General features: G+C 73.5%; 10 protein-coding genes. 4 read left to right on the top strand and 6 right to left on the bottom strand.

Annotated elements, in window-relative coordinates:
- Window positions 1-7: 7 nt before the first annotated feature.
- The gene (locus EDM22_RS07325) at window positions 8-793 is read right to left on the bottom strand and encodes an SGNH/GDSL hydrolase family protein (RefSeq protein WP_122936411.1); all 786 of its coding nucleotides are present in this window, start codon (window positions 791-793) and stop codon (window positions 8-10) included.
- 101 nt (window positions 794-894) lie between these two features.
- Between EDM22_RS07325 and EDM22_RS07320 the strand changes: the two genes are divergently transcribed.
- Window positions 895-2,694, top strand: coding sequence for a DEAD/DEAH box helicase (locus EDM22_RS07320; protein WP_245989262.1), 1,800 nt, complete (start codon window positions 895-897; stop codon window positions 2,692-2,694).
- A gap of 56 nt (window positions 2,695-2,750) precedes the next feature.
- Entirely contained in the window at window positions 2,751-4,226 is a 1,476-nt protein-coding gene (locus tag EDM22_RS07315) for a DHA2 family efflux MFS transporter permease subunit (RefSeq protein WP_122936409.1), read from the top strand.
- Window positions 4,227-4,287: 61 nt separating this feature from the next.
- Here EDM22_RS07315 and EDM22_RS07310 read toward each other — a convergent pair whose 3' ends face one another.
- Window positions 4,288-5,535: a trans-sulfuration enzyme family protein gene (locus EDM22_RS07310; protein WP_122936408.1), complete on the bottom strand. Its 1,248-nt coding sequence runs from the start codon at window positions 5,533-5,535 to the stop codon at window positions 4,288-4,290.
- 110 nt (window positions 5,536-5,645) lie between these two features.
- On the opposite strand from EDM22_RS07310, the gene EDM22_RS07305 reads away from it, so the two are divergent.
- Both EDM22_RS07305 and EDM22_RS07300 read left to right on the top strand, forming a co-directional pair.
- Window positions 5,646-6,122 carry an Lrp/AsnC family transcriptional regulator gene (locus tag EDM22_RS07305; protein WP_122936407.1) on the top strand — a complete coding sequence of 159 codons (477 nt, stop codon included), beginning with the start codon at window positions 5,646-5,648 and terminating at the stop codon, window positions 6,120-6,122.
- Between the two features lie 170 nt (window positions 6,123-6,292).
- Entirely contained in the window at window positions 6,293-7,387 is a 1,095-nt protein-coding gene (locus EDM22_RS07300) for a VIT1/CCC1 transporter family protein (RefSeq protein ID WP_122936406.1), read from the top strand.
- A 44-nt stretch (window positions 7,388-7,431) separates the two neighbouring features.
- Here EDM22_RS07300 and EDM22_RS07295 read toward each other — a convergent pair whose 3' ends face one another.
- The 4 genes from EDM22_RS07295 to EDM22_RS19475 form a co-directional block, all read right to left on the bottom strand.
- Window positions 7,432-8,304, bottom strand: a complete 873-nt coding sequence (locus tag EDM22_RS07295) for a DUF3097 domain-containing protein (RefSeq protein WP_122936405.1) — start codon at window positions 8,302-8,304, stop codon at window positions 7,432-7,434.
- A gap of 78 nt (window positions 8,305-8,382) precedes the next feature.
- Entirely contained in the window at window positions 8,383-9,615 is a 1,233-nt protein-coding gene (locus EDM22_RS07290) for an MFS transporter (RefSeq protein WP_122936404.1), read from the bottom strand.
- A gap of 52 nt (window positions 9,616-9,667) precedes the next feature.
- Window positions 9,668-13,129 (bottom strand): error-prone DNA polymerase, encoded by a 3,462-nt coding sequence (locus tag EDM22_RS07285; RefSeq protein ID WP_122936403.1) that lies wholly within the window; start codon window positions 13,127-13,129, stop codon window positions 9,668-9,670.
- 17 nt (window positions 13,130-13,146) lie between these two features.
- The coding region (locus EDM22_RS19475; protein WP_425455158.1) for a DNA polymerase Y family protein at window positions 13,147-14,218 on the bottom strand (1,072 nt) is incomplete at its 5' end.

Below are 14,218 nucleotides of genomic sequence, written 5' to 3'. Positions count from 1 at the left end.
GGCGGCGTCAGTCGGCGACGCGATAGGGACCGGCATCCGGTCGCTTCGCGGTCACGAAGTCGCCCGAGGACTGGTGCCGCACGCGCCGCAGCACCCACGGCACGAGGTACTCGCGCGCCCACGACAGGTCGTCGACGCGGGCCTGGCGCCAGGTGCTCGTGGGCAGCGGCTCGGGCTTCATCGGCTCGAGGTCGTTCTCGACGTTGAGCGCGGCGAGCACCATGCGCGCGACCGTGTGGTGGCCGAGCGAGTTGAGGTGCAGGCGGTCGGGGGCCCACATGCGCTGGTCCTGGATCTCGGTGAGCGCCCACTGGTCGGCGACGATGCAGTCGTGCTTCTGCGCGATCGCCCGCAGGTTCTCGTTGTAGATCGCGACCTTGCCGCGGATGCCGCGGAACACGGGGGAGAAGCCCACGTCGACGCCCGTGAAGATCACGATCGTCGCCCGGTCGCGGGAGAGCCGCTCGATGGCGTGCTCGAAGCGAGCCGAGATCTCGTCGGGATCGGTGCGCGGCCGGATGACGTCGTTGCCGCCCGCGGAGATGGTGATGAGGTCGGGGCGCAGGTCGAGCGCCGGTTCCACCTGCTCGTCGATGATCTGCTGGATCAGACGACCACGGATCGCGAGGTTCGCGTAGGCGAAGTCCTCGGTGCCCTGCGAGAGCACCTCGGCGACACGGTCGGCCCAGCCTCGGTGGCCGCCCGGCACGCCGGGCTCGGGGTCGCCGATGCCCTCCGTGAACGAGTCGCCGAGGGCGACGTGGCGGGACCAGGGGTGCTGCTGGGTGACCATCCCTCCATTCTGCACATCCGAGGGGCCGCCGGTGCCCGTGCGGGTGCGCGTCCGTGCGGCGGTGCACGGCAGGTCGGATGCCTCGACTACAGTGCTGCAGAGTGAGCAACGCGACCCCCTCCGGCCATCAGCCGGGCACCTCGGCCGCCGAACACCTCTCCCCGTCCTTCCCCGCTCGTGCCCCGTGGGGCACGGCGTCGAAGCTGCGCGCCTGGCAAGCCGAGGCGCTCGATCGCTACTTCGAGACGGAGCCGCGCGACTTCCTCGCCGCGGCGACGCCCGGTGCCGGCAAGACCACGTTCGCGCTGCGGCTCGCAGCCGAGCTGCGCGCCCGGCGCGTCATCGACCGCATCACGGTCGTCGCCCCCACCGACCACCTCAAGCGCCAGTGGGCGGATGCCGCGGCCCGCGCCGGCATCCGCCTGGACCCGGGGTTCCGCAACGCCCACGGGCGCAGTGCCCGGCACTACCACGGCGTCGCGGTGACGTATGCGCAGGTGGCGGTGCGGCCGGCGCTGCACCGGGAGCTCACGCTCTCGGGGCGCACCCTCGTCATCCTCGACGAGGTGCACCACGGCGGCGATGCGCTCTCGTGGGGCGACGCGATCCGCGAGGCGTTCGAGCCCGCCACCCGGCGCCTCTCGCTCACCGGCACGCCCTTCCGCAGCGACACCGCGCCGATCCCGTTCGTGCACTACGAGCCGGATGCCGCGGGCGTGCGCCTCTCGCAGACCGACTTCTCCTACGGCTACGGCCGGGCCCTCGCCGACGGGGTCGTGCGTCCGGTGCTCTTCATGGTCTACGCGGGCCACATGCGCTGGCGCACCAAGGCGGGCGACGAGATGGAGGCGAAGCTCGGCGAGGACAACACGAAGGACATCACCTCGTCGGCCTGGCGCACGGCCCTCGAGCCCACGGGGGAGTGGATCCCGGCCGTGCTGCAGGCCGCCGACCGGCGCCTCACCGAGGTACGGCACGGCATCCCCGACGCGGGCGGCCTTGTGATCGCCACCGACCAGACGGTCGCGCGCGCCTACGCCGAGATCCTCGAGGGCATCTGCGGTGAGCCGGTCACGGTCGTGCTCTCCGACGAGAAGGAGGCCTCGAACCGCATCGAGGAATTCTCGAACAACACCCGACGGTGGATGGTCGCGGTGCGCATGGTGTCCGAGGGCGTCGACGTGCCGCGGCTCGCGGTGGGCGTGTACGCCACGAGTTCGTCGACGCCGCTCTTCTTCGCGCAGGCGATCGGGCGCTTCGTGCGCGCCCGCCGTCGCGGTGAGACCGCGTCGGTGTTCCTGCCCAACGTGCCCATCCTCATGGCGCTCGCTTCGGAGCTCGAGCGGCAGCGCGACCACGCGCTCGATCGCCGCTCGGGCGATGGCGACGACGACGGGCTCGACGACAGCCTGCTCGAGTCGGCGAACCGCGAGGAGAAGGCCTCCGAGGAGCTCGGCGAGTTCGAGTGGCAGGCCATCGGGTCGGATGCCACGTTCGACCGCGTCGTCTTCGACGGCACCGAGTTCGGCACCCTCGCCGAGCCCGGGAGCGACGAGGAGCTCGACTTCATCGGCATCCCCGGCCTGCTCGAGCCCGAGCAGGTCGCGGAACTGCTGCGGCACCGGCAGGCGCGGCAGGCCCGCCGGCAATCGGAGCGGCGCCGGCACACCGTCGAGCACGAACCGACCGCGGAGCCCGTGGCCCTCTACCGAACGCTCAAGGAGCAGCGTTCGCTGCTCAACAGCCTCGTGGGCCTGTGGGCCCGCCACAGCGGGCAGGCGCACTCGCAGGTGCACGCCGAGCTGCGCCGCATCTGCGGCGGCCCCGAGGTCGCCCAGGCCACCGTCACGCAGCTGCAGGCGCGCATCGAGTTCCTGCGCAAGCGCCTCTCGAGCCGCTGAGCGCAGTGGCAGGGGATGCCTGTCCGCGCGTCCTGGGCGCGGCGTAGCATGGCGCCATGGATCGCAAGGCGCGTGTGCTCGTCATCGCGATCGTCGTGTCGTTCATCGCCTTCCTCGACGGCGCCGTCATCAACATCGCGCTGCCGTCGATCGAGGCGGAACTCGGCGGCGGGCTCGCGCTGCAGCAGTGGGCCGTCGACGCGTACCTGCTCACGCTCGGCTCGCTCATCCTGCTCGCGGGCTCGCTCTCCGACTCGTTCGGCCGGCTGCGCGTCATCCGCATCGGGCTGTACGGGTTCGGCGTCACCTCCCTCATCTGCGCGCTCGCGCCGAGCGGGCTCGTGCTCGTGCTCGGGCGGGCCCTGCAGGGCGGAGCCGGCGCGCTCCTCGTGCCGAGCTCGCTCGCGCTCATCATCGCGACGTTCCCGAAGGCGGAGCAGGGCCGGGCCATCGGCCGGTGGACGGCGTGGACGACGCTCGCGTTCCTCGTCGGCCCCCTGCTCGGCGGGGCGCTCGTCGACCTCGTCTCGTGGCGGCTCGTGTTCTGGATCAACGTGGTCCCGATCGCGATCGCGCTCGTGCTGCTGCGCCGGCTGGGACGCGACGCACCGAACCCCGACCACGAGCGCATCGACTGGACCGGCGCGATCCTCGGCATCGTCGGGCTCGGTGGCACCGTGTTCGCCCTCATCGAGCAGGGCCGCCTCGGCATCGCCTCCCCGCTCGTGTGGATCCCACTCGTGGTAGGGCTCTGCGCCCTCGTCGCGTTCGTGCTGTGGGAGCGGCGGGCGCCGCATCCGATGCTGCCGCTCTCGCTGTTCGCGGCGCGCAATTTCGCCGCCGGCAACCTCGCCACGCTGTTCATCTACGCGGCGTTCTCGCTCGGACTGTTCGCGCTGCCGATCTTCCTGCAGGAGACGGGCGGGTTCCCGGCCACGCTCGCGGGGCTCGCGACGCTGCCGCCCACGGTCATGATCGTGTTGCTCGGGTCCCGTTTCGGCGCGCTCGCGGGGCGCTTCGGCCCCCGGATCTTCATGACCGCCGGGCCCATCGTCGTCGCGGGCGGATTCCTGCTGACCCTCGGCGTCGGCGCCGACGTGAACTACTGGACCGAGCTCCTGCCCGGCGTCGCGGTCGTCGGGCTCGGCATGGCCATGACGGTCGCCCCGCTCACGGCGGCGATCCTCGGCGCCGTCGACCCGGCGCGCGCAGGGATCGGTTCGGCGGTGAACAACGCCGTGGCACGCATCGCCGGGCTCGTCTCCATCGCGGCGATCGGCGTCATCGTCGGCGAATCCCTCGATGTCGTCGGGTACCACCGGGCCGCGGTCGCCACGGCCGCGCTGCTCGTCGTGGGCGGTGTCGTGTCGTGGATCGGCATCCGCAACCCGGCGCCGACTGCAGACGCGGTTCCCGATGCGACGGAGGAGTCGCCGACCGTCGCGCCTCAACCGGGGGCGGCGGCCGAGCGACCGGCCACCCCCGAGGCGACGGAGCGGGCGTCGGCGCCGCCGGTCGACGACGCACGCTGACGCGGCGGTCGCGGCGCGACCGCCGAGCCCGCGGGCAAGCGCGCAGGGCGTCAGCCGGGCGTCACGACCCGGCGGCGGATGCCGCGGCGGCATCCGCTCGCTCGCACTCGCCGCCCTCGACGCCCGTCTCGAGCGCCGCGAGGTCGAGTGCGGCCATGAGGTCGTCGGTCAGGTCGTCGACGTGCTCGAGGCCGATCGAGAGGCGCACGACGCCCGCGTCGGGCTTGGCGTCGCCCGCGACCGGACGGTGGGTGAGCGACGCGGGGTGCTGCACGAGCGAGTCGACGCCGCCGAGCGACACGGCGTGGGTGACGAGCCGGCAGCCTTCGGTGAAGCGCGCAGCGGCGTCGTACCCGCCGGCCAGTTCGATCGCGATGATCGAGCCGGGTCCCTCGAGCTGCGTGCCCACGAGGCCCGCCGGGTCCTGACCGGGCAGCCCGGGGTACCGCACACGGGCGACCGCCGGGTGCGCGCCGAGCCGGATGGCGAGCTCCATCGCGGTCTGCTGCTGGGCGCGAACCCGCAGCGGCAGGGTGCGCAGGCCGCGGTGCAGCAGGTACGCCGCCATCGGGTGCAGGAGTCCGCCCGTGAGCGCACGCACCTGGCGGAGTCGCGAGACCCAGGCCGCGTCGGCGGCGATCACGCCGCCCATGACGTCGCCGTGCCCGCCGAGGTACTTCGTCGCGCTGTGCAGCACGAGCGTCGCGCCGTGCTCGATGGGGCGTTGCAACACCGGGGTGGCGAAGGTGTTGTCGACGAGGAGCGGCACCGTGCCCGCGGCATCCGCCACCCGGCGCAGGTCGACGAGCTCGAGAGTGGGGTTCGCGGGGGACTCGACGATCACGAGGCCGGTGTCGGGGCGCAGCGCCCCGGCGATGCCGTCGACGTCGGTCCACGTCACGTCGGTGCCGAGCAGGCCGCTCGCGAGCACGTGGTCGGTGCCGCCGTACAGGGGACGCACCGCGACGATGTGCGGCGTGCCGGCGGATGCCGCGGCGATGAGCGTCGCCGCGAGCGCCGCCATGCCGCTCGCGAAGGCGACCGCTCCCTCACTGCCCTCGAGGTCGGCGAGCGCCGTCTCGAAGCGCGCGACGCCGGGCTGCCAGAGGCGCTGGTAGACGGCGGAGGCGCCGTCGGCGAGGTCGTGCCCGGTGGCGAGCCCCTCGTACGAGCTGCCGCCGGAGTCGACGTCGCCGAGCGGGTTGGTGGTGGAGAAGTCGATGACGGGAACGTGGGATCCGCTCTCCCGGACCCCGGCCATCCCAGCGTGGACGGCACGGGTCTCGAGTCGCGACGACGGTGTCTGCATGCGTGAATGACAACAGAATCTGTGATGAAGAGCAAATGACTCTGCACGATCTCTCAGATATGATCTGAGCGTCGCATGATCTTCACGTCGCGACCTCGAGGAGGAATCCGATGGCGCAGAAACCCGAACTGGATCGCGTCGACCGAGCGCTGCTCACCGCGCTGTCGTCGAACGCCCGCGCCTCCGGCGCCGCCCTCGCCGCGGAGGTCGGCGTCGCCGAGTCCACCGTATCGCTGCGGCTTCGGAGGCTGCAGAGCCTCGGAACGATCCGCGGCTACCGCGTCGACGTCGACCTCGCGGCCCTCGGCGTCTCGCTCCAGGCGCTCATCGCGATCCGGCTCGTCAAGCACGACCGCAGTGAGATCGATGCGTTCCGCAACGCGGTGCCGCACCTGCCCGGCGTACTCGGCGTGTTCCACATGGCGGGCGCCGAGGACTACCTGCTGCACGTCGCCGCGCGCGACGCGGAGGAGTTGCGCGAGTTCGTGCTCGCGCATCTCACGGGCCACCCCGCCGTCGCGCACACCGAGACGAACCTCATCTTCGAGCACGTCGACGGCGACGGCTGGCACAAGCTCGTCGGCTGAGGGGGCGTCCGCTTCGGCGCTCCGAAATGCTGCCAATCCGGGCCGATCCCGCCTGTGCGGCATCCGCGCGCCGCTAACCTGTCGGAGGCCGCCCGCGGGGCGGCATCGCGACGATGCGGGCACCCGCAGCGAGCACCTCGCGCGGGCGCGCCCGTGGACCGAGGAGCAGCATGACCCCCGACGAGCCGACAGGAACCCCCGCCGACCGCGCCAGGTGGCGCCGGTACCTCGCCGACGAACGCGCGGAGGCTGCGGTGTACCGCGAGCTCGCCGCCCGGCGCGAGGGCGAGGAACGCGAGATCCTGCTCGCCCTCGCCGCCGCCGAGGCGCGCCACGAAGCGCACTGGCTCGCCCTGCTCGACGGCGACGAGACGGGCATCCCGCGCGCCGACCTGCGCACGCGCATGCTCGCGGTGCTCGCCCGGCGCTTCGGCTCGATCTTCGTGCTCGCCCTCGCGCAGCGGGCCGAGGCACGTTCGCCGTACGCGAGCGACCCGCACGCGACCCGCGCCATGGCGGCCGACGAGCGCATCCACGGCGAGGTCGTGCGCGGACTCGCCGCACGAGGGCGACGCAGTCTCGCGGGCACGTTCCGCGCGGCCGTCTTCGGCGCCAACGACGGACTCGTCTCGAACCTCGCACTCGTGCTCGGCATCGGGGCGACGGGAGTCCCGGCATCCGTCGTGCTCTTCACCGGCATCGCGGGCCTGCTCGCCGGCGCGCTCTCGATGGGCGCGGGGGAGTACGTCTCGGTGCGATCGCAGCGCGAGCTGCTCGAGGCATCCGCCCCCGACCCCACCGCCCGCGAGGCCCTCGGCGACCTCGACATCGACGCGAACGAGCTCGCCCTCGTCTACCGGGCCCGCGGCATGGCCGAGCAGGAGGCCGTCGAGCACGCCGCGCTCGTCGTCGCCAGGGTGCAGGCGGCGGGCCGCGTGCAGGCACCGACCGACGCGCTCTCCGTGATCCAGCACGACGACGAGGCGGTCGGCACCGGTCTGTCGGCGGCGATCTCGAGCTTCCTGTTCTTCGCGTCGGGCGCGCTCATCCCCGTGCTGCCGTACCTGTTCGGCCTGAGCGCCACGGCGGCCATCGTCACGGCGACCGTGCTCGTGAGCATCGCACTGCTCCTCACCGGTGCGACCGTGGGGCTCCTCTCGGGCGCTTCGCCGCTCAAGCGCGCACTGCGCCAGCTCGCGATCGGCCTCGGCGCGGCGGCGGTCACGTACCTGCTCGGCCTCGCCTTCGGCACGTCGATCGGCTGACCCCGCCCGAGAATCCGAGCGGATGCCGGAGCCGAGCGGAAGCCTCAGCGCGACGCGGGAGCCGTGACGAAGTCGATGAGCTCCTCCACCCGCCCGAGGAGGGCGGGTTCGAGGTCGCCGTAGCCGCGGACCTGCCCGAGGATGCGCTGCCAGGCGCGGGCGATGTCGGCCTGCTCGGCATGCGGCCACCCGAAGGCGGCGCACACGCCGTGCTTCCACGACGTGCCACGGGGAATCACCGGCCAGGCATCCCGGCCCAGGCGGGCGGGCTTCACGGCCTGCCAGATGTCGATGAACGGATGCCCCACGACGAGCACGTGCGCGCCGTGCGGGCCGCGCATCGCGGCGTCGGCGATGCGCTGCTCCTTCGAGCCGGCGACGAGGTGGTCGACGAGCACGCCGACGAGACGGCCGGGACCGGGGCGGAACTCGTCGAGGACGCCGCCGAGCACGTCCACGCCCTCGAGGTACTCGACGACGACGCCCTCGACGCGAAGGTCGGCGCCCCAGATCTTCTCGACGAGCTCGGCGTCGTGCCGCCCCTCCACGAAGATGCGGCTGGGGAGGGCGACCCTGGCTTGGCGGCTCTCGACGGCGAAGGAGCCCGACGCCGTGCGGACGCGACCCGTCGGCGCCGTCGGAGCGGGACGCACGAGCTCGACTGCGCCGCCGTCGATGAGGAAGCCGTGGCCGAGGGGGAAGAGCCGCTTCCGGCCGAACCGGTCCTCGAGCACGACGTGCTGCTTGTCGAGACCCACGACGGCGCCGACGTACCCGTCGGCGGCGAGCTCGACGACGAGGTCGCGGGCAGCCTCGACCTTGGGGATCGTGCGGCGCCCCCGGGCGCGCCAGTCGCCCGCGAGCACGTCGGCGCCGTAGCGGTCGGGTCCGGTCGGATCGTGGGTCGTGGTCGGCACCGCACGAGGCTAACGGACCGGCGGGGTCGGATGCCGCGGCGACACGTCGAGCCGCACGAATCCGGGGCGCGGGCGGGATCAACGGGCACGGGAGTCGGCCGCGGCCGCGGGCGCGGGCGCGGTCCGGCGGCGGCGCGCGAGGAGCAACGTCCACGCGGCGCCCGCGAACGCGATCGCCGCAGCGACGGCGAACGCCCACGGGATGCCGTACGGCCGCGCGACGAGGCCCAGCGCGATCGGGCCGAGGCCGAGCCCCAGGTCCATCGCCGCGGTCGCCGTGCCGGAGGCCACACCGCGCTGGCTCGGCGTCGCCGTGGCGAAGACCGCCGAGAAGAACGCGGGCGTGCTGAAGGCGATGCCCACGCCCAGCACGGCCACGCCGATCAGGAGGCCCGCCACCGTCTGCCAGGCGACCATGAGGACGAGTCCCAGTCCCATCACGCCGAGCGAGGCCGCGGCGAGTGGCAGCGACGGCAGGCGATCGGGAATGCGGGCGAAGGCGATGCGACAGGTCACCACGACCGCGCCGTAGACGAACAGGGCGGTGCTGAGGTCGCTCAGGCCCACGTGCTCGGCGTAGAGCGAGGCGAACGCGAGGAAGCCGCCCGCCGCGACGAGGCTGGTGACGAATCCCGCGGCGATGGGCACGGCCGGACGGTGGAGGAGGGGGCGCCGCACATGGAGGTCGGGCCGGTCCTGCCGGGTCTCGCCGACGAGCAGCGAGAGCGCTGCAGCGAGCACGGCCAGCACGGCCGCCCCGATCCAGGCCCCCCGGTAGTCCCACACCCGCACGAGGAGTTCCCCGAGCGGAGGACCGAATGCGAGCCCGAGGTACAGGCCGAGGGAGTTGTACGAGAGAGCCTCGCCGAGGCGCGCGGCCGGCGCGAGGTCGGCCAGCGCGGCGAAGGCGGCGACGAAGAACGCGGCTTCGCCGACGCCCGCGAGCAGCCGCAGGGCGACGATGGGAAGGAGACTGCCGACCATCGTCATGAGCGCGAGGCTCGCACCGGCGAGCAGTGCGCCGGCGAGCAGCAGCGGTCGCCGGCCGTACATGTCGGAGAGCCGCCCGGTGATGGGCCGCAGCAGGAGCGCCGAGACGGCGAACGCGCCGTACGCGATGCCGGCACCGGCCTCGTCGCCGCCGAGCGGCCCGGTGACGTAGAGCGGAAGGGCGAAGATCGCCACGCCGCCCGCGGTGAAGTAGGCCAGCTCGGCGGCGGTGAGTGCGACGAACTGCGCGGTGAACAGTCGCTCAGCGGTGGGCGGCGAGGGCGCCGAGTCGGTGCGGGGAGTGGATCGGACTCGACCCATGGGGTCATGGTACTCCCGGCGTGCACGCACGCGGCTGCGCTCGGCGGCCTCGTCAGCGGAAGTCGCGCGAGCGCGCCGGAGCCGCGAGGACGAGCCGTTCGAACCGGTCGGCGACGAGGTTGGTGACCCCCTCGGCCGAGCGTTCGAGGATGCCGCGCACGATCATCGCGGGCGCCTCCCGGGCCACCCGACGGTACCGGGTCCACACGCCGACTCCCGCGATGACGTTGAGCGTGCCCGACTCGTCCTCCAGGTTCATGAAGGTGATGCCGCTCGCCGTCGCCGGACGCTGCCGATGCGTCACGACCCCGCCCACCTCGATGCGCCGGCCGCTCTCGGCGTGGCGCAGCAGGTCGATGCGGATCGCCCCGCGCTCGTCGAGTTGCTCCCGGAGGTGCCGAACGGGGTGGTCGTCGGGCGAGATGCCCGTGGCCCACAGGTCGTACACGACCTGTTCGGCGTCGGTGAGCATCGGCAGGAGCGGGGGCTGCACCACCACGACCGATCCGGCGAGGTACTCCTCGCGGTCCTGCGCGGCCTCGCCGGCGAGCCAGAGCGCCTCGCGACGCTGCAGGCCGAACCCCTCGAACGCGCCGGCCGCGGCGAGCGCCTCGAGCTGCTCGGCGTTCAGCCCGGCCCGGCGGGCGACGTCGGCCATGTCGCGGTAGGCGCCCCGGGCGTCGCGTTCAGCGACGATGCGCTCGGCCACGGCCGTGCCGATCGAGGACACGTCGGCGAGCCCGAGCCGCACCGTGAACGCCGCATCGCGACGGTGCTCGGCCGACCGGTCGGGCTCGTCGCGGTGGAAGGCGCCGACCGGGGGTTGCACGGAATCGGCGCACGCGGCCATGCCGGTCGGCTCGCGGCATCCGTCGACCGCACCGCCGCCGACCGCGCCGTCGCCGACCGCACTGCCGCCGCCGGATGCCGCAGCGACGGCCTCGAGGCCCGCGCTCACGCCCGACCGCAGGATGTCGGGGCGGAGCACCTCGACGCCGTGCCGTCGTGCGTCGGCCGTGAGCGTCTGCGGCGAGTAGAAGCCCATGGGCTGCGCGCGCAGGAGCGCCGCGAGGAACGCGGCGGGATAGTGCAGCTTCAGCCACGAGCTCGCGTAGACGAGCAGCCCGAAGCTCAGGGCGTGGCTCTCGGCGAAGCCGAAGTTCGCGAACGCCTCGATCTTCTCGTAGATGGAGTCGGCCACGTCGGGTGCGATGCCGTTCGCGGCCATGCCCGCGTAGAGCTTCGACCGGAGGCGCTCGATCTTCTCGATGCCGCGCTTGGAGCCCATGGCCCGGCGCAGCAGGTCGGCGTCGGCGGCGCTGCAGTTGCCCACGGCGACGGCCATCTGCATGAGCTGCTCCTGGAAGAGCGGCACGCCGAGGGTGCGCGCGAGCACGGGTTCGAGCTTCGGATGCAGGTAGCTCACGGGTTCCTCGCCCGTGCGCCGCCGGATGTACGGATGCACCGCGCCGCCCTGCACGGGCCCGGGACGGATGAGGGCGATCTCGACGACGAGGTCGTAGAAGCAGCGCGGCTTCAGGCGGGGGAGCGTACCCATCTGCGCGCGGCTCTCCACCTGGAACACCCCGATCGAGTCGGCGCGGCAGAGCATGTCGTAGACCGCCGCCTCCTCCTTCGGGATGGTCGCGAGCTCCCACTCCTCGCCCGTCGCCTGCCGCACGAGGTCGAACGTGTACTGCAGCGCCGCGAGCATGCCGAGGCCGAGCAGGTCGAACTTCACGAGGCCCATCCACGCGCAGTCGTCCTTGTCCCACTGCAGCACCGTGCGACGCTCTTTGCGGGCGTGCTCGATGGGGCACACCTCGCCGACCGGCCGGTCGGTGAGCACCATGCCGCCCGAGTGGATGCCGAGGTGGCGCGGGAAGGTGAGCAGCTGCTCGGCGAGCTCGACGACGGGGCCCGGGATGTCGTGGTCGTCGGTGGACACGACGGCGCCCCAGCGTTCGACCTGCCGCGACCACGCATCCTGCTGCCCGGTGGAGTAGCCGAGCGCCTTCGCCATGTCGCGCACCGCTGCCTTCGGCCGGTAGCTGATCACGTTCGCGACCTGCGCGGCGTTCATGCGGCCGTACTTCTCGTAGACGTACTGGATGATCTCCTCGCGGCGATCGGAGTCGAAGTCCACGTCGATGTCGGGCTCCTCGTCGCGCAGCGCCGACAGGAACCGCTCGAACGGCAGGTCGAAGAAGATCGAGTCGACCGCCGTGATGTCGAGCACGTAGCAGACCGCCGAGTTCGCCGCCGACCCCCGGCCCTGGCACAGGATGCCGCGGCTGCGCGCCTCGCGCACGAGGTCGTACACGATGAGGAAGTACCCCGGGAAGTCCTTCTGCTCGATGACGTCGAGCTCGCGGGCGAGCCGCTCGCGCACGTGCTCGGGCACGCCTGGGTAGCGTTTCGCGGCGCCCGCCCACACGAGCTCCCGCAGCCAGCTCATGGGCGTGTGCCCCGCGGGCACCTTCTGCCGCGGCAGTCGCGGCCGGGCGCTCCGCAGCCGGAACCCCAGTTGCTCGGCGAGCGTCACCGAGCGGGCGACGGCGCCGGGGTACCGCTCGAACCGCCGTGCCATCTCGGCGCCCGAGCGCAGGTGCAGGCCGTCGGATGCGGGCAGCCAGCCGTCGAGCTCGTCGAGGCTGCGCCGGGCCCGCACGGCCGCGAGCGCCGACGCGAGCCGGTACTCGCCGGGGGTCGCGTAGTGCACGGCGTTCGTGGCGAGGAGCGGCAGTCCGGCGCGCGCAGCGAGCTCCGCGAGCGCGTCGTTCGCGTGCTGGTCGAGCGGATGCCCGTGGTCGAACAGTTCCACGACGACGTGGTCGCGGCCGAAGAGTGCGACGAGCCGGTCGAGCTCGCGCCACGCGGCATCCGGCCCGCCGTCGGCGAGCGCACGCCGGACGCCGCCCTTGCGGCATCCGGTGGGCACCACCCACTCGCCTCCGCCGCGCTCGGCGAGCTCCTCGAGCGAGTACGCCGGCCTCCCCTTCTCGCCGCCCGCGAGCTGGCCCGCGGTGATGGCGCTCGCGAGCCGGTGGTAGCCCTCCTCGCCGTGCGCGAGCACGAGCAGGTGCTCGCCCTCGGGGTCGGCGACGCCCATCTGCGGCTCGCTGAGCCCGAGCGAGAGCTCGGCGCCGAATACCGTCTGCAACTCGGGGAAGCTCTCGGCGGCCTCGGCGAAGCGCACGATGCCGTAGAAGCCGTCGTGGTCGGTGACGGCGAGCCCGGAGAGGCCGAGCCGGTGCGCCTCCTCGACGAGCTGCTCGGGCGTCGAGGCGCCGTCGAGGAAGCTGAACGTGGAGTGCGCGTGCAGCTCGGCGTAGGGCACGACCGGCCCGGCCGGCGCCTCGAGGTCGCCTGAGGGGCGGTACGGATGCCGCTTCCGGCTCCACGCGGGACTGTCGCCGCCGTCGGCGATGACCGGGGGCCCGCCCGGCCGACGCCGGTCGGAGAGCTTGCGTTCGAGCTCCGACCACGGGATGCCGGGGTTGTTCCAGCCCATCGGTCACACCTCGCCCATCAGTCGTACCTCGCCTCGGCCCACCAGCCCTCGGCGTCGCGCACGAGGAGCCAGGCGCAGCCGTCGTCGTCGACGAGCTGGAAGCGGTGCACGCGGCGGGCGCGCTCCGCGTCCCACCAGCGCTCGACCACGGGCCACGGCCCCGCCCACGCACGTACCGGCGCCGGGGCCGCGGCCCCGACGGCGAAGGCCTCGGGCGGCGCCGAGACGGCCCCACGTGCGTCGATCGCGACGGGCATCGCCGCGCCGTCGAGGAGCACGACGGGCAGGAGCTCGCGGAAGACGCTCGCGGGGGCCAGCGCCGGGAGACTGCCCGGCCACGGTGCGTCGGAGGTGCGTTCGGGCGCCCGGTCGCCCCACGGCACGAGCACCTGGCGGTCGGCGAGCATGCGGCCGCCGCCGACCGCCGCCGTGACGACGCCCTCGTGGCCGAGCATGCTCTGCACGCGGGTGAGGCCGTGGTGCACGCGCTCGTCGGGCCCCCCGCCCCACAGCCCGGCCTCGTGGTTGCCGGTGGAGTCGACGCGTTCGGGCACGACCCGCAGCCGCACGATCGGCGACGCGAGCCCGGTGTCGGCGGCCCCCGAGCCCTGCAGCTGCCAGCGCACCCGGTCGACCACGTCGGCCGGGGTGAACCAGTGCGGATGCAGCCAGCTGCGGCTCGAGTGGCCGCCGCGCTCGTCGTCGAGCTCGATGCGGATGCCGGTGCACACGAGCCGCGCGCCGCGCATGCGGTCGATGAACTCCTCGGCTCGCACGCGGAACGCGAACGCGAGCTGGTCGACGCGGTCGAGCGGCGGCTCGAAGTGCTGCTCGACCTCGAACTCGGGCGGCGGGGTTCGGGCCGCGACACCCGTGTGCTCGCGCCCCGCGGCACGGTCGTGGGCGAAGGCGCCCGCCGCGCCGAACCGCCGGCGCACGTCGGCGTCGGGGAGCGCCGCGAACTCCCCGAGCGTGCGCACGCCGAGCCGGTGGAGGAGCGTCGCGGTGCGCGCGTCGACCACGAGCGCCACGGGCAGCGGCGCGAGGAACCCGGCGGAGGCGCCCGGCGGCACGGCCAGCACGGGGGCC

The organism is Agromyces tardus (genome assembly GCF_003710805.1).
GTDB classification, from domain to species: Bacteria; Actinomycetota; Actinomycetes; order Actinomycetales; family Microbacteriaceae; genus Agromyces; species Agromyces tardus.
Note: the sequence above shows the minus strand (reverse complement) of the source record. Positions and strands in the feature narration are given on the sequence as shown.

What these genes read in the sequence shown, in the direction of transcription:
- EDM22_RS07310 (WP_122936408.1), bottom strand. Translation starts at nt 5,535, where the DNA reads ATGCAGACACCGTCGTCGCGACTCGAGACCCGTGCCGTCCACGCTGGG.
- EDM22_RS07325 (WP_122936411.1), bottom strand. Translation starts at nt 793, where the DNA reads ATGGTCACCCAGCAGCACCCCTGGTCCCGCCACGTCGCCCTCGGCGAC.
- EDM22_RS07305 (WP_122936407.1), top strand. Translation starts at nt 5,646, where the DNA reads ATGGCGCAGAAACCCGAACTGGATCGCGTCGACCGAGCGCTGCTCACC.
- EDM22_RS07290 (WP_122936404.1), bottom strand. Translation starts at nt 9,615, where the DNA reads ATGGGTCGAGTCCGATCCACTCCCCGCACCGACTCGGCGCCCTCGCCG.
- EDM22_RS07315 (WP_122936409.1), top strand. Translation starts at nt 2,751, where the DNA reads ATGGATCGCAAGGCGCGTGTGCTCGTCATCGCGATCGTCGTGTCGTTC.
- EDM22_RS07285 (WP_122936403.1), bottom strand. Translation starts at nt 13,129, where the DNA reads ATGGGCTGGAACAACCCCGGCATCCCGTGGTCGGAGCTCGAACGCAAG.
- EDM22_RS07300 (WP_122936406.1), top strand. Translation starts at nt 6,293, where the DNA reads ATGACCCCCGACGAGCCGACAGGAACCCCCGCCGACCGCGCCAGGTGG.